Raw genomic sequence first — 15,443 nt, forward strand, 5'->3', positions numbered from 1 at the left:
TTTCAAGAAGAGATGCGATCCGCCGGGCTTCAGCAAAGAGCGGGAGCGCATCGTTCAACAGGTGGGAGGTGGCCCCTTGCTGCGCTACGTGCTAACTCGGTTCGCCATCTGGATTCCGTCCGTTCTCGTGGTGATGTTGGCCGTCTACGCGCTGGCTTTCTACGGCGCCGGCGATCCGATCAAGCTCATCTTCCTGCGCGCGCCGGGCGACGTCGCCTACAATCCGCAGCGCATCGAGGCCATTCGCGAAAGTGCGGGTCTCAACCGGCCCTTCATCGAACAGTTCGGCCTTTACATCTGGAACCTGCTGCACGGCCGGTTCGGCAATTCGCTGACATCGGGCCGCGCCGTCTGGGCGATGGTTTCGGCCGCCGCACCTGTCTCGTTCCAGCTTGCCCTCTGTTCCATCATCCTGACGGCCGTCGTCGCGATACCGCTCGGCATGATCGCTGCCTTGAATCAGAATTCGCGCATCGACTATGCCATTCTGGGCTCCGCGCTCTTTCTCTGGGCGATCCCGGCCTACGTCGCCGGGCCGCTGCTGATGGTCGGCCTCATCGTGCTGTTGCCAGGTGCGAGCGTACCCTACGGCTGGGGCGGCATCCTTGATGTCCGCATCCTGCTACCACTGCTCGTGCTTTCCTTCCAGCCGATCGCGCTGATCGTGCGCCAGACGCGGGCCGCCGTCATCGAGGTTCTGTCGGAGGATTTCGTCCGCACTGCGCGCGCCAAGGGCGTGCCGGAGATCGTCGTGGCGCTGCGCCATATCCTGCGGCCGGTGCTGACGCCTGTCGTGACCCAGCTCGGCCTGATCATGATCACCATCGTCAACGGTGCGATCTTCGTCGAACTCGTTTTCGGCCTGCCGGGTCTCGGCCGGTTGACTGTGCAGGCGCTGATCAATTCCGATTATCCCGTCATCCTGGCAATTACGCTGATCGGATCGTTCCTGGTCATGGTGTCGAACCTGCTGGTGGACGTGCTCTATCCGCTGCTCGACCCGCGCGCCAATGATTCAAGAAGGAGCCGCTGACCATGTCTGCAATCCCTCTTTCCACCACCGAAACCGTGGATGAGCCGCCGGTCAGCCTGTGGCGCGACGCCTGGCATCGTCTGCGGCGCAACAAGCTTGCCGTCTTCGGTCTCATGGTTGTTCTAATTCTCGCTTTCACGGCGATCTTCGGGCCATATCTCACGCCCTATGATTATCTGAGCCAGGACCTCAACGCCCGCAACGCGCTGCCGTCGATGAGCCACCTCTTCGGAACCGACGATCTCGGCCGCGACGTCTTCAGCCGCGTCGTCTTCGGCACGCGGACAGCCTTCCTCGTCGCCGTGATCGTCACCTTTTTTGCGGTGCTGATCGGCCTCACGCTCGGCGCCGTCGCCGGTTTCTTCGGCAACCCTTTCGACCGCGCTATCATGTGGCTGACCGATGTGACGATGTCGGTTCCCAACCTGCTGCTCGTCGTCGTCATCAACGCTTCGCTGAAATCGCCGATCACCAAGTGGATGGAGGCCCGTTATCTTGAGACCCTCAATCCCTTCTACCGCCAGACCATATGGGTGGATTTCATTCTCGTCTTCGGGTCGATGGCGCTGATCTCCTGGCCGCCCTACGCCCGTCTGGTGCGCGCCCAGGTGCTGTCGATCCGCAGCCGGCCCTATATTACGGCTGCTCAGGCGCTTGGCCTTTCCAACTGGATCATCATCAAGCGTTATGTCGTGCCGAATGCGCTCGGGCCTTTGATCGTCTCGGTCAGCGCCGGTCTCGGCACGGCGATGGTGCTGGAAAGCGCTTTCAGCTTCCTCGGTGTCGGGGTCAATCCGCCGACGCCGAGCTGGGGCAACATGATTTCGGACGGTCTTCGCGTCTGGCAGCATTATCCGCATCTTCTCGCCGCTCCGGCGGCCGTGCTCGGCCTTGCCTCGGTTGCCTTCAGCTTCCTCGGCGACGGCCTCAACGACGCGCTCAATCCGCGGGGCAGCAAATGATGAACACGAAAAGCACAGAACGCCTGCTCGACGTCAGGGGTCTCACCGTCGAGATCGACGGCCGCAACGGCCCTGCCGTCGTCGTCGACGGCATTGATCTGCATGTCGACAAGGGCGAGACCCTCGGCGTCGTCGGTGAATCCGGCTGCGGCAAGAGCCTCACCATGCTGAGCCTGATGCGGCTGCTGCCGAACAAGATCAAGGTCGCCAAGGGCTCGGCCACCTTCGACGGCCGCGACCTGCAGACGATGTCCAATCGTGAATTGCGCAAGGTGCGCGGCGGCGATATCGGTTTCGTCTTCCAGGATCCGATGACCTCGCTCAATCCCGTCATGCGCGTCGGCGCCCAGATCTGCGAGCCGCTGATCTATCACCGCGGCATGAAGAAGGCGGAAGCCCGCGCCCGCGCTGTCGAACTGTTGCGCCTCGTCGGCATTCCCGGCCCGGAAGAGCGGCTGCAGGCCTTTCCGCACGAGCTTTCGGGCGGCATGCGCCAGCGCGTGATGATCGCCATCGGCCTTGCCTGCAATCCCAAGCTCCTGATTGCCGACGAACCGACGACGGCGCTCGACGTCACCATCCAGGCGCAGATCGTCGATCTGGTGAAGGATCTCAGAGCCAAGCTCGGCATGTCCGTCGTCTGGATCACCCATGATCTGGCGCTGATCGCCGGTCTCGTCGATCGCGTCGCCGTTCTCTATGCCGGCACGGTCGTGGAGGACGCGCCGGTCGACGAGCTCTACGCCCGGCCGAGCCATCCCTATACGCGCGGCCTGCTGTCCTCGATCCCGAAACTTTCAGATCCGCCGGCAAGCCGGCTGAGCTCGATCGGCGGCACGCCGCCGGAGCCCGGCCGTCGGCCGAAGGGCTGCCCCTTTGCGCCGCGCTGCCCGCTCGCCGAAACAATCTGTCACGAGAAGGTGCCACGGCTCGAACTGCTCGCCGGCAGCAGCAATCATCGCGCCGCCTGTTTCGTCGTCCAGAGAATGCAGGAGGCCGCGTGATGGCTGCTCAACCGCTGCTCAAGGTCGAAAACCTGGTCAAGCATTTTCATGTCAAGCTTGGCGCATTCGGCGAACGCTCGGCAACCGTCTATGCGCTCGACAATGTCAATCTCGACATCATGGAAGGCGAGACGCTGAGCCTCGTCGGCGAATCCGGCTGCGGCAAGTCGACGACAGGTTTCACCATCCTCAACCTCTACAAGGCGACCAGCGGCAAGGTCGTCTATAAGGGCCAGGACCTTGCCACGCTCGACGAAAAGCAGATGCGGCCCTTCCGCCGCGACCTGCAGATCGTTTTCCAGGATCCCTATTCGACGCTCAATCCGCGCATGACGGTGGGCGAAGCGATCGGCGAGCCGATCCTCTTTCATAAGCTCTGCGCCAAGGCCGAGCTGAAGGAGAGGGTGGCGACGCTGCTCACCGATGTCGGCCTGCCCACACGCTTTGCCCAGCGTTACCCGCACGAGCTTTCCGGCGGTCAGCGCCAGCGCGTCGTCATCGCCCGGGCGCTCGCCTGCCAGCCAAAATTCATTGTCTGCGATGAGGCAATATCGGCGCTCGACGTGTCGATCCAGGCGCAGATCATCAACCTGCTGCTCGATCTGCAGGAGAAATACGGGCTGACCTATCTTTTCATCGCCCATGATCTTGCCGTCGTGCGCCACATCAGCACCCGCGTCGGCGTCATGTATCTCGGGCGGCTGGCCGAACTGGCCACCCGCGAGGACCTCTTCGACAATCCGCTGCACCCCTATACCAAGGCGCTGCTGTCGGCCGTTCCGGAGACCGATCCGGAACTGGAGCGCACCCGTCAGCGCCAGATCCTGCAGGGCGACGTGCCGAGCCCGCTGAGCCCGCCTTCGGGCTGCCGTTTCCATACGCGCTGCCCGATCGCCATGGATGTCTGCAGCAAGGTCATCCCCGCCTGGAAAGAAGCTAGGCCTGGCCACCTCGTCGCCTGCCACGCCGTCAATACGGAGCAAATCGCATGACGCTGAAGGTGGCGATCATTGCCGACGATCTGACCGGCGCTCTCGATACCGGCACGCCCTTTGTCGAAGCTGGCCTTTCGGTCGCCGTCGCCATCGATATAGAGGCGGCGCGGGAGGCGGTGGCTACCGCCTGCGATGTCGTCGTCATCAACACCGCCTCCCGCGCACTGGATGAGCGCGAAGCTGCCGAAAGAGTTCAATTGGCGGCGGATGTCTTTCGTGGCGAGAAGCCTGCGGTCGTCATGAAGAAGATCGATTCCCGGTTGAAGGGCAATGTCGCGGCGGAAAGCATGGCGCTCGCGAAGGCATTCGACCTGAAGGCCATCCTCGTTGCGCCCGCCATTCCCGATCAGGAGCGGTTGACCTACCGTGGCTGTGTCGTCGGCCGCGGCATCAACCGTCCGCTGCCGATCGCTGAGCTGTTCAAAAGGGGTGCGGACCGCGTTGTCGTTGCCGATGCCGGGGACGATGCCGATCTTGACCAGATCGCCGCGGCACATGACTGGCAGACGACCCTTGCCGTCGGCGCCCGGGGTCTCGGCGCCGCACTTGCCCGCCGCCTCGGCGAGGCAGGTCAGTCGACTAGGAGGGAATTTGCGGCAAGCCCTCGGACCCTGTTTGCCTTCGGCTCGCGCGATCCGATCACTGTCGCTCAGATGAGCCGGCTTGAAGGCACGGGCGCCCTACGCGTGGTGTTGGATGCGCCGATGGGCGAGATCGAATGTGGCGAGGGTCTGGCGCTGCCGGTGCTGTTGCGTTGCACAGGCGATATGGCGGTCGATGCGGGGCTCGTCGTTCGCAACTTTGCGTCAGGCGTCAAGGCTGTCATCGATGATACGAGGCCGGATATGCTGATGGTCGGGGGCGGCGATACGGCTCTTGCCGTTTTCCGCACATTGGGGGTGCGGGTATTGGCGCCCCAGGGCGAGATAGAAGCCGGCATTCCGTGGTTCGATGTGACGGCCGCCGATGGCCGGCGTTTTCGGTGCGCCGTCAAGTCGGGGGGCTTCGGCAAACCGGATAGTCTGCTAAAACTGGTTCTTCGGAATCAGGCGGCATAAGATACCGTCGGGGAGAATATGACACGTGGTTGACGCGAATGGCGAATCTTTGAACGCGGAAGCCGGCCCGCCGGGCAAGCCCGAACGCGGCAAGGCCGTCAAGCTGGTCGACCGTGTCTTCGACCAGCTGCTCGAGCGGATCCGCGGCGGAAACTATCCGCCGGATTCACGCCTTCCAGGCGAACACGAACTGGCCTCGATGCTGGGTGTTTCCCGGCCTATCGTCCGTGATGCGCTGGCACGGCTGCGCGATCAGGGCATGGTCTATGCCCGGCAAGGCGCGGGCACCTTCGTCAGCGCGCATGGGTCGCCGACGACGCAACTCGCCTATTCGCCTGTTAAAACCATTGCCGATATTCAGCGCTGCTACGAATTCCGCCTGACCATCGAGCCGGCCGCCGCCTATTTTGCCGCCAAGCGACGCAATGAGCAGGCCATCCAGAAGATCGCCAGCGCCCTTGCGGATCTGCGCGAGGCGACCAGCCATCAGCTTCACCGGGCCGATGCCGATTTCACTTTCCATCGCGCGGTGACGGAGGCTGCCAACAATCATTATTACACGGCCTCGATCGATGCACTGAAAGCCCATATCGCGGTCGGCATGCATCTCCACGGCCTTTCCCTGCTCGGCCCGCGCCAAGGGTTAGAACAGGTCTATGAAGAGCATAACGCCATTTACAAGGCGATCGCCGATGGCAGGCCGGAGGATGCGCAAAGGTTGATGAAGGCGCATCTCGAAGGTTCTCGCGACCGTCTCTTCGAGGGCAGGGTGCTCGACCTGTCCTTCTGAGGCACCCCCGGTTGCAACCTGCGTAAAGGGGCGGCGTCCAAATGCTCGCCGCGAAACGATGCGGTGAGCTACCGCCGTGACAGGATGCCGGCAAAGAGCTGGCGGAAGGTGCCGGCAATGACTCCTGCTTCATGCGGATCCCCCGTCATCAAGGCAGAGGTGATGTTCCGCATCTGCTCGAAGCTGATGTGCGGCGGCAGCGGCGGCACTTCCGGATCGGTCTTTACTTCGAGGATGACGGGGCAATTGGCGCTCAGAGCTTCCTCCCACGCGGCGCCGAGCTGAGCCGGCTGGTCGACGAAAATGCCGCGCAATCCGATGAGGTCGGCGAACTTGTGATAGGCTATGTCAGGAATGGACTGCGACGCTGCGAATTTCGGATCGCCCTCCATCACCCGCTGCTCCCATGTCACCTGGTTCAGATCCTGATTGTTGAAGACGCAGATGACGAAAGTCGGATCGGCCCAGTCCTTCCAGTATTTGGCAACGGTGATCATCTCGGCGAGATTGTTCATCTGCATGGCGCCGTCGCCTACCAGGCCGATGACGGGGCGATCGGAATGCGCGAATTTGGCGGCGATTGCGTAGGGGACGGCAGCCCCCATCGAGGCCAGTCCGCCGGAAAGCGATGCCTTCATGCCGCGGCGCATCTTCAGGTCCCGTGCATACCAGTTCGCGCAGGAGCCGGAATCGCTGGTGACAACGGCATTTGCCGGCAGCCGCGGCGAAAGTTCGCTGACGACGCGCTGCGGATTGACGGGATTGGCGTCGACGTGGGCGCGCTCGTCCAGCGTCTTCCACCAGGAGGCGACGTCTTTCTCGATCGTTTGCCGCCAGCTGGTATCAGGATTTTCCCGCAACAGAGGCAGCAGCGCCCTGAGCGTTTCGGCCGCATCACCCGTCAGGTAGAGCTCCATCGGATAGCGCAGCGACAGCATGTCGGGATTGATGTCGATCTGCACGCCGCGCGCCCGGCCTTCCTCCGGAAGGAATTCGGAATAGGGGAAACCGGAGCCGATCATCAGCAGGGTGTCGCAGTCGCGCATCAGGTTCCATGAAGGTTCCGTGCCGAGAAGGCCGATCGAGCCCGTCACCCATGGCAGGTCATCCGGCAGAGCGGCCTTGCCGAGCAGGGCCTTGGCAGCGCCCGCCTGGAGGCGGTCCGCAACGGCAATGACCTCGTCCGTGGCATTGAGCGCGCCGGCGCCGACGAGGATCGCCACTTTCTTTCCCGCGTTCAGAATATCGGCCGCGGCCTGAAGATCGTCTCCGTGCGGAAAGACTCGCGGCGGGCGGTAACCCGGACCCGAATGCACGGTTCCATGCTTTCGCGCTGGCTCCTCATAGGGCATTTCCTGCAGGTCGTTGGGCAGAATGATCGCTGTCACCGCCCGGTTTGCGAGCGCGATGCGAACCGCGCGGTCGATCAGATGGCGCACCTGCGCCGGGGTGGAAGCCTGCTGCACGAAATCGCTCGCGACATCCTTGAAGAGGGCGGCAAGGTCGAGCTCCTGCTGGTAATGTCCGCCGAGCGCGCGGCGCGCCTGTTGGCCGACAATGGCGAGAACCGGCTGATGGTCCATGCGAGCGTCGTAAAGACCGGTGATCAGATGGGTGGCGCCGGGTCCCGAGGTTGCGATGCAGACGCCGAGTTCGCCTGAGAACTTCGCATAGGCGGCTGCCATGAAAGCCGCCATTTCCTCGTGCCGTGCCTGGATGAACTCCATCTTGTCGGATGCGCGATGGAGCGCCCCGAAGACGCCGTTGATGCCGTCGCCGGGATAGCCGAACATACGTCGCACACCCCATTCGCCAAGCCGTGCCACAAGAAAATCGCCGACAGTTTTCGCCATGGATGCTGTTCTCCCGGAATCGTGTGGAATGTGCTGGAAGCGGATCTACTCCGGATCAAGCCGCAGTTTCGGGGCCGGGCCAATCGATTCGACCCGGTCTGTTTTAGCCGTGGGTTTAATCGCGGAGGCGGCCCCAAGACGGATCCCATTCGACGTCCTCGACAAGTTCGACGAAGACGGGCTGGCTGCTGTTGCCTCTATGGGACTCTGCCAGTTTGAATGCCGCCTCGGGCTCCATTTCCTCGCCGGGATAGACCGTGTCATCCAGGTCGCCTTCCGCGACCTTGCGAACATATCCCCGGATCTGGTTGCTCGATCGATAGAGTTTGATGATCAGCGACCCTGCCGGCGCCGCGCCATGGGAATATCGGATGTAATCCCGACCATCTTGCGCCGGGTCAACCGTTTCGTCGCCCGCTCGATACCAATGTGCGAGGTCCTGACCTTCCGGGCGTCCCTCGCTTTCCCAAATCCGGTAGGCGCGGATCCTTCTCGTCTCCTCATCGATCATCCTTGCCTCCCGGCGGGCCTCATGATCGCCTTGACCATGCGGTCTTGCCGCTTACTTGTTGAGTTCCTCGGCCATCTGGAGATGATGTTCCAGAGCGGGGCGCGTGCTTGCAGCCCATGCCTTCAGTTCTGGATTGTCCCCTTCGTCGCCATAGCGCTTGAAGAGATCGACCGCGTCCTCATGGGCAGATTCCTGGTCGGAGTGATATTGCTTGTTGAAATCGGCTCCTTGCAGGCTGTTCAGCTTGTCGAGCATGCTTTTCTGATCCGACGTCATGGCGCTCGGAAGCGCTGCCTTGACCTTGCCGCCGGAAACCAACGCCTTGAGTTCTTCGCTGGTCTTCTGATGGTCGGTGAGCATCTGCTGCGCGAAGGCCTTCGTCGCATCGTCGCCACGTTCGATCGCAAGCTTGCTGGAGGCGATTTCGAACATGTCGCTTGCGGCTGCTTCCTTGACGAAATCTTCCGTTTTCGGCGGCACGCCGATCAGGGAATTGACCCCGCTCTTTTCGGCAGCCGATTGCGCGAATGCCGGAACAGCAAGCGAGAGGGCGAGCGAAGCGATAGCAAAGCGTTTCATAAGGATCTCCTGGGTTGGTAATCGCCAAACTTGCGGGCAGGCGCAGAGTTCCCGCCTTATCGCGTTGTGATGATCGCTGTTCGTCCGACAGAGGCCGGGGCTTAGAGCCCAAAGGGAAACGTTTCCGGATCCGATGAACCGGACTCCGGTGCCACAAGCGGTGAAAGCGCTCGAGTTTCATCGAACCAGAGAAATGCATCATATTGCCGCGACAGCGATGTCGACATGTAATGGCTCAGCCGTTCCGTTTCCGGCCGGTAGATGACGCCAATGAAGCGCTGAAGCCGCTGTTCGACGAGGCTTGCATGCAATTCTTCATCGGCCGCGAGGTCGAGAAGAAATCGCGGCTTTCCGGAATCGTGACAGAGACGCTCGTAGCTTTGCGGCAGGGACGGATTGACTTGCTTCTTCTCGGCCTGTCCATCCCAGTCGTTTGCCGCCATCACCTCACCGGAATGCGTTCCCAGTCCTATGAGGCTTGTCATTCCGTCGAAACGCTGCCGGCACAGCTGGCCAAGGTTCAGTTCGTCGCGGGCGGCTGCCATATCGGTATAGCGGGCATCGCCGATATGCGAGTTGTGCGCCCATATGATGATCTTTGCCGTCGGACCGTGGAAGTCGAGGAGATGCTCGACTGTATCGGCCATGTAGGTGTCGCGGAGATTCCAGGCCTGAGAACCGCCGTAATACATGATCCGGTAATACCGCTCGGCTGCGGCTAGCAACCGCGCCGACTGGGCGGCGTTCAGAAAGTCACGACCGTCTGAGGCAGCGTCGTCCAGGGAGCGCGCCAGCAGCTCCGTGCATTGCCTTAGCACCGCCTCCTCGCATGATCTATAGGCATCGGTAAGCACGGCCCGGCCGTAAGTCGCCGGATCGCTCTGCCAGGGGCTGAGGCAGCCATAGCGTTCCCTGGCAATTTGGGCGGTTTCCGGGCTGACATTTTCGAGATAGTCGAGGACGGAGCGGATCGATCCCGACATGTTGTAGAGATCCAGGCCGTAGAACCGAACCGGATCGGCGTGTAAACCCTTGCGACGCTCATTATCCGTCTTCAGCCAGCCGAGGAACCGCGAAAATTCGAGGTTCCGCCACATCCACTTGGGAAAACGGCTGAATGGCTGATCGCCTTTCGACGGCTGACCGTTTATCCAGCGGTCGACCGCCACGGCGTCCGGCCAATCCGCTTCGACCGCCACCATGTTAAAGCCGTGATGTTCGATCAGGTGACGGCTGATGGCCGCGCGCGCCTCGTAGAATTCGGCCGTGCCATGGGTGGATTCACCAAGCAGAACGATACGGCTTTCGGCAAACCGATCGAAAAGGGCGGCAAAGCTCCGGTCGTCGACCGAGGGAAATTCTTCCGCCACGGCCGCGATGAGTTTGTCAGGCGCTTCCTCCATGCGCGATGACGGGGCTGCCGCCGTGTACATCGGATGTGCGGCAGTCCAGGCATCCTCGCCGATCAGGGGAACGAAGAAGACGCCGCCGAGATCCTCCTCCTCGAAGGTGGTTGCACCGGTGCGCGTGATGCGTTTCAGCCGCTGCTCTTCACCTCGGCCGACCGGGATGATGAGGCGCCCTCCGAGATCCAGCTGCTCCTTCAAGGAGGCCGGAACCTCCGGTGCGCCCGCCGACACGATGATGGCATCGAAGGGAGCGGCTTTGGCCCAGCCCTTGCTGCCGTCGCCGACCCGGACGTCGATGTTGCGGTATCCGAGCTTGTCGAATCGCTCCCGGGCCTGAACCGCCAATCTTTCATGCCGTTCGATGGAATAGACGTGTTTTGCGATCCGGCTGATGAGGGCCGAGGCGTAGCCGGAACCGGTTCCGACCTCCAGAACCTTGTCGCCGGCGTCCAGATCGGCTTTTTCGATCATCAGTGCGACGATGTAAGGCTGCGAAATTGTCTGCCCCTCGCCGATCGATAACGGGGCATCCTCATAGGCGAATTCCTCGAAGCCGGGATCGACGAATTTTTCGCGCGGGACCATCCGCATCGCCCTGGTGACGCTTCGATCGCGAATGCCGCGACCCACGACATGATGTTCGACCATGTGGTCTCGGCTGCGGGTCATATCCATGGATCACCTCCACTCTCAAGGAGAACAGCTGAATGCAGGCGGTTGTTCCGGGGCAATGGCGCTATTGCGGCTTCGGCCCGCTTGCCGCCATGGCTTGCGCGGGCAACCGGATTGCCGCGCCCGTCAGCTCGGCATTGATTTCCTGCGCGCGTCTAAGATGATCGAGCACGATTGGCAGCATCGACGCCGCCTGACGTTGCATTTCGGCGTCTTCACCGAGGGAGATTTCCCAAGCCAGCAGTTGCGCCGTCTTCTGATGGTCGACGATCTGTGCCTTGATGTAGGCAGTATCGAACGGCGTGCCGCTCAGCTTGTCCAACTGGTCGCGAACCACTTGATGATCCGGATCGAGCGTCTCGGGAAGCGGAATTTTGGCAGCCTCAGCCAACTCTTTCAGCTTGGCGTTAGCCTCCGTGTGATCGCGGACCATCATCTCCGCGAACTGTTTGGCGGCATCCGCTTTCGCTCTGCTGGACGCCATCCTGCCCAGTTCGACCTCCGCCAGCCCGCCGGCGGCTGCGAGCTGAGCAAACAGCCTGTCCTGGCTATTAGTCTGGTGCGGAGCGGGAACGCCGGGCTTCGACATCTTTGTGTCGGCGCCCATTCCGGCCGGATTGCCGATCTGAGCGAAAGCGGTGCTGCCGAGCAGCATGACCGTCGTGAGCACGGCGATAGGGTTGCGATACATGGGCCTCTCCTTCATGCCTCACAGCGTCAACAGGTAGGCGACAAGATCCTTCTTCTCCTGTCCGGTCAGTTTGATCCCGAGGACTAGATTGAAGAATTCGACGGTGTCGGCGAGCGTCATCAGCCGGCCGTCATGCAGATATGGCGGCGAATCCTTGATGCCCCGCAGCGTGAAGGTTTTGATGGGGCCGTCAGGCAGCGTGACGAGATCATTGTAAGCCTGGCCGATCCTGTAAAATCGTTCGAGCTTCAGGTCATGCATGTTGTTGTCCATGAACTCCGTCTGGGGAACGTGGCAATCGGCGCAGCGTCCCTTGCCCATGAAGATTTTTTCGCCGGCCAGTTCCTGGGAGGTGGCGAGCGCGGGATCCAGCCGACCGAACGGGTCGAGCTTCGGAGCGGGTGGGAAATCGATGATATTTTGCATCTGCGCCATCATCGCGACCTGGTTCGGGCGGTCGGGAAGATTGACGCCTTTGCGTGTCGCGCTGACATGGTCGCCGTTGAAGTAGGCCGTTCGCTGTTCGAATTCGGTGAAGTCTTCGACCGACCGCAGCGAGCGCTTCGATCCGTGAATCTGCTGGTTGAAAAGGCCGCGCAGGCTTGTCGTATCTAACCGGAAACGGTCCGCTTGCGGGCGAACATCCGGGGTCAGGTGAAAGGCTGCATTGGTGTGGAAATTGGCATGACAGTCGAGACAGGCGACGCCCATGCTCTGGTCCGCGACCTTCCTGTCCTCGGTCTGGTTGAACTCTTCCTGCGGAAAGGGCGTCAGAAGCAGCCGCAGCCCTTCCATCTGAACCGGCGTGATGATGCCGTTCATGATTTCGTAGAAGTTCTTGATCGTCAGCAACTGGCCACGGGAAACGTCGCCGAGCTCCGGATGGGTAGTCAGAAAGACAGGTGGCGGGAATTCCGGGGTGAGGTTGTCGGGAAGGTCGAAATCGACGTCGAAGCGGCGGAGATCCCGCATTTCCCTCGCATTTATCTCATCGATCTGGCGATTGGGAAAAACTTGCCCGCCGGTCGCCTGCTTCACATGCGGCAGGGGCAGGAAGCCTTCCGGAAGCAGGTTCTTCTCCTTGATCTCTGCCGGTGTCATGTCCGCCAGCTGATCCCAGCTCGTGTCCGCCGGAAGCTTCACGCGGATGCCATCTTGCACCGGCTTCATGCCCCCCGACATCATGACACCCGGCATCGGCTTGTCCGCCAGATCGTAACGCCGCTCCAGAAGGGTGCGCTGCCGTTGAGCGACCTCGGGTTTCTGCGCCTCGTCGATTTTCCTTGCCTCGGAAAACGGCATGGTCGGCAAAGGCCGATAGGTAGTGTCGGGCGGTAAGGGGTCTGACAAGGCGCCGGCTGCAAGGACGCCGACACCGGCAAAAGAGGCCGCGTAAAGCAGTCCAACAGCATGAGATTTCCGCATGTCCCTCTCCTCTGCTCGCGGGTTGAGCTGGCGTCCGAACTGCACGCGGAACTAATTGTTCCGCACAATTCGCGTGCGGTCTGCAGTTTCTGGTTGATCGGTTCGGGGGCAGCGGACTGTCTCGTGCCGGGAATAGCCTATGCCGCGGCGCCGGGAACCCGAGCGAGCGCCGATTGTTGGTTATCGCCGTCAGCCCCGGGATAGGAATAGAAATGAACCTCGCGACTTTCCTGTTTGGTCGCCGTCTCGCCAATCGCGAGCACGAAGACAAGAAGATCGGTTGGATAGAGGCAGTGCCCGCAATGGGGCTCGATGGCTTGGGATCGTCATCTTACGGCCCCGAGGCAGCGCTCACCATTCTCATGCCGCTGGGGGCGCTCGGTCTGACCTATATCGGACCAGTGATGGGCTGCATTGTCGCTCTGCTGACGATCCTTTATTTCTCCTACCGGCAGACGCTTGCCGCCTACCCGACGAATGGCGGCGCCTATGTGGTGGCGAAGGAAAATCTTGGGGTATATCCAAGCCTGCTTGCTGCTGCAGCGTTGATGATCGATTACGTCTTGAATGTCGCTGTGGGCGTTTCGGCAGGAATCGGAGCGCTTGTCTCGGCGTTACCGGGCCTTCATCCGTACATTCTGCCTCTCTGCCTCGTCGTCGTCCTCATCGTCATGCTCGCCAATTTGCGCGGAACGGGAGAGGCCGGTTGGCTATTTGCACTGCCGACCTATCTCTTTATCATCTGCTTCCTGGGCGTCATCGGCTACGGCCTGATCGCGATGGCCCTGGTGGAGAAACCTGCACCCGTCGTCTCCCCGCCTCCGCTGAACCCGATAGCACAGGGCGCGACCATATGGCTGCTTATGCATGCATTCGCCAGCGGCTGCACGGCGATGACCGGAGTGGAAGCCGTTTCCAACGGGATGGGATCGTTCAGGCAGCTCGTCCTGCGCAATGCCCATATCACGCTCACCGTCATCGTTGTCATCCTCGGTCTGCTGCTCGGCGGTATCGCCGCCATCGCTACCGTCTTCGAAATCGGCGCAATGGATCAGACGAAGGAGGGCTACCAGAGCGTGCTGTCGCAGCTGATCGCCGCCGTCGCTGGCCATGGCGCCTTCTACTATATCGCGATGGCAAGCCTTCTCAGTGTCCTTTGCCTGTCGGCCAATACCAGTTTTGTGGGCTTCCCACGTCTTTGCCAGATGGTCGCCGCCGACGGCTATCTTCCCAAGGCCTTCGCCCAGCCGGGACGCCGGCTGGTATTTACTGTCGGCATCCTCTTTCTTTCCGGCTTCGCCGCGCTGCTTCTGACCGTCTTCGGAGGAATCACCGATCATCTGATCCCGCTCTTTGCAATCGGCGCATTTTTGACGTTCACGATTTCTCAGGCAGGGATGACCGTTCACTGGCGCCGTCAGCCCAAGAGGTACACCGCAAAGCTGACGATGAACGCGGTCGGCGCGGTTTCGACAGGTGCGGCGCTCATCATCATCCTGATCGCCAAGTTTGCGGAGGGCGCGTGGATCACCCTCATCACGGTCCCGGTGACCATTGCCATTCTGAAATCGATCAAGAGCTACTACCGCTCGCTTCAACGCGAACTCAGGACGCCTGGTCCTATCACCGTCGAAGATATCGAGCCGCCAACCGTTCTCGTCGTAACCGAAACATGGAACAGGTTGAGCGAACGCGCCATCAAGTTCGCACTGACGATCTCGCCCGATGTTGTGGCCGTCCATTTCATCCGTCTCGGTGGGCCCGATCGGGAGGAAGGTGAAAAGGCGCTTCGCGAGGAATGGCGCATCGAGGTGGAAGAGCCGATCGCCGCCCACGGGCTGAAGCCGCCGCGGCTCATGCTCATCCCAGCGCCTTATCGGCAACTGCATGAACCGCTTTTGCGGCTGATCGAAAAGCTCGATGCCGATAGTCCGGAGAGGCGGGTCGCGGTTCTGATCCCTGAAACGGTGAAAGACAAATGGTGGCAGAAGCTGCTGCACATGAACAGGGCAGGACGGCTAAGGGCAAAACTGGTCAAGCTTGGAGGTCCCCGCCTGACGGTGGCGACGGTTCCCTGGCGGCTATATCGGGAGGAGCAGTCGGCGGCGTGAGGGGCCTTTGCGCCGCCCCGTGGCGGAACTTAGTGTGCGGAGGGAAGTTGGACAGGCATCAGCAAAGAGGCGCCGATGTCCGCGAATCCACTTATGACAGAACCGGTCGAAGAGCTTGCCACCCGCCTCGAGGCGATGACTGACGACGAGCTGTTCTTGACGATGAGCGCGCTGGAAAATGCGAGCAATGCCGCCAAGAACGATGCGACGGCGGAGGTTCTCTTCCGGATTGCTTTGACCGAGGACGAGATCGAGCGGCGTTATCCTGGCCAAGTGCTCGCGCCCTATCGTGACTGGAAGCAAAGACAACCGCTGCTGTAACCGCGTGAGCCATGGCAGCACCATCGCTC

14 protein-coding genes and 1 pseudogene are annotated in these 15,443 nt (G+C 61.4%); 8 read left to right on the plus strand and 7 right to left on the minus strand.

Annotation, left to right across the window (positions count from 1 at the left end; translation table 11 throughout):
* Window positions 1-76 precede the first annotated feature (76 nt).
* The 6 genes from FHT70_RS19620 to FHT70_RS19645 are packed head-to-tail and all read left to right on the plus strand — an operon-like array spanning window position 77 to window position 5,842.
* Window positions 77-1,033: an ABC transporter permease gene (locus FHT70_RS19620; RefSeq protein ID WP_183704177.1), complete on the plus strand. Its 957-nt coding sequence runs from the start codon at window positions 77-79 to the stop codon at window positions 1,031-1,033.
* 2 nt (window positions 1,034-1,035) lie between these two features.
* Window positions 1,036-1,995 (plus strand): ABC transporter permease, encoded by a 960-nt coding sequence (locus tag FHT70_RS19625; RefSeq protein ID WP_183704180.1) that lies wholly within the window; start codon window positions 1,036-1,038, stop codon window positions 1,993-1,995.
* Window positions 1,992-2,999, plus strand: coding sequence for an ABC transporter ATP-binding protein (locus FHT70_RS19630; protein ID WP_183704183.1), 1,008 nt, complete (start codon window positions 1,992-1,994; stop codon window positions 2,997-2,999). Before FHT70_RS19625 ends, FHT70_RS19630 begins: the two co-directional genes overlap by 4 nt.
* Window positions 2,999-3,991 carry an oligopeptide/dipeptide ABC transporter ATP-binding protein gene (locus FHT70_RS19635; RefSeq protein WP_183704187.1) on the plus strand — a complete coding sequence of 331 codons (993 nt, stop codon included), beginning with the start codon at window positions 2,999-3,001 and terminating at the stop codon, window positions 3,989-3,991. The genes FHT70_RS19630 and FHT70_RS19635 overlap by 1 nt, the downstream gene beginning before the upstream one ends.
* On the plus strand, window positions 3,988-5,052 hold the full coding sequence (locus tag FHT70_RS19640) for a four-carbon acid sugar kinase family protein (protein WP_183704190.1): 1,065 nt from the start codon (window positions 3,988-3,990) through the stop codon (window positions 5,050-5,052). The genes FHT70_RS19635 and FHT70_RS19640 overlap by 4 nt, the downstream gene beginning before the upstream one ends.
* 25 nt (window positions 5,053-5,077) lie before the next feature.
* Window positions 5,078-5,842: a FadR/GntR family transcriptional regulator gene (locus tag FHT70_RS19645; protein WP_085781452.1), complete on the plus strand. Its 765-nt coding sequence runs from the start codon at window positions 5,078-5,080 to the stop codon at window positions 5,840-5,842.
* Between the two features lie 68 nt (window positions 5,843-5,910).
* Here FHT70_RS19645 and FHT70_RS19650 read toward each other — a convergent pair whose 3' ends face one another.
* The 7 genes and pseudogenes from FHT70_RS19650 to FHT70_RS19675 form a co-directional block, all read right to left on the minus strand.
* Window positions 5,911-7,695, minus strand: coding sequence for a thiamine pyrophosphate-requiring protein (locus FHT70_RS19650; RefSeq protein WP_183704194.1), 1,785 nt, complete (start codon window positions 7,693-7,695; stop codon window positions 5,911-5,913).
* 115 nt (window positions 7,696-7,810) lie between these two features.
* Window positions 7,811-8,068 (minus strand): hypothetical protein, encoded by a 258-nt coding sequence (locus tag FHT70_RS30415; protein ID WP_245362264.1) that lies wholly within the window; start codon window positions 8,066-8,068, stop codon window positions 7,811-7,813.
* A 52-nt stretch (window positions 8,069-8,120) separates the two neighbouring features.
* Window positions 8,121-8,206 (minus strand): annotated as a pseudogene (locus tag FHT70_RS30715) (DUF2934 domain-containing protein); the annotation flags it as partial.
* Window positions 8,207-8,257: 51 nt separating this feature from the next.
* Window positions 8,258-8,785 carry a DUF4142 domain-containing protein gene (locus FHT70_RS19660; protein ID WP_085781455.1) on the minus strand — a complete coding sequence of 176 codons (528 nt, stop codon included), beginning with the start codon at window positions 8,783-8,785 and terminating at the stop codon, window positions 8,258-8,260.
* 101 nt (window positions 8,786-8,886) lie between these two features.
* Window positions 8,887-10,869, minus strand: coding sequence for a protein-L-isoaspartate(D-aspartate) O-methyltransferase (locus FHT70_RS19665; protein ID WP_183704197.1), 1,983 nt, complete (start codon window positions 10,867-10,869; stop codon window positions 8,887-8,889).
* Between the two features lie 61 nt (window positions 10,870-10,930).
* Window positions 10,931-11,521 (minus strand): DUF4142 domain-containing protein, encoded by a 591-nt coding sequence (locus FHT70_RS19670; RefSeq protein WP_246721890.1) that lies wholly within the window; start codon window positions 11,519-11,521, stop codon window positions 10,931-10,933.
* 54 nt (window positions 11,522-11,575) lie between these two features.
* Complete coding sequence (locus tag FHT70_RS19675) at window positions 11,576-12,982, minus strand: cytochrome B6 (protein WP_183704203.1); 1,407 nt, start codon at window positions 12,980-12,982, stop codon at window positions 11,576-11,578.
* 212 nt (window positions 12,983-13,194) lie between these two features.
* Between FHT70_RS19675 and FHT70_RS19680 the strand changes: the two genes are divergently transcribed.
* Window positions 13,195-15,093 (plus strand): APC family permease, encoded by a 1,899-nt coding sequence (locus FHT70_RS19680; protein WP_183704206.1) that lies wholly within the window; start codon window positions 13,195-13,197, stop codon window positions 15,091-15,093.
* A gap of 75 nt (window positions 15,094-15,168) precedes the next feature.
* Complete coding sequence (locus tag FHT70_RS19685; RefSeq protein ID WP_097599715.1) at window positions 15,169-15,414, plus strand: hypothetical protein; 246 nt, start codon at window positions 15,169-15,171, stop codon at window positions 15,412-15,414.
* The last annotated feature ends 29 nt before the right edge of the window (window positions 15,415-15,443 follow it).

Source organism: Rhizobium sp. BK049, assembly GCF_014193135.1.
Lineage (GTDB): Bacteria > Pseudomonadota > Alphaproteobacteria > Rhizobiales > Rhizobiaceae > Rhizobium.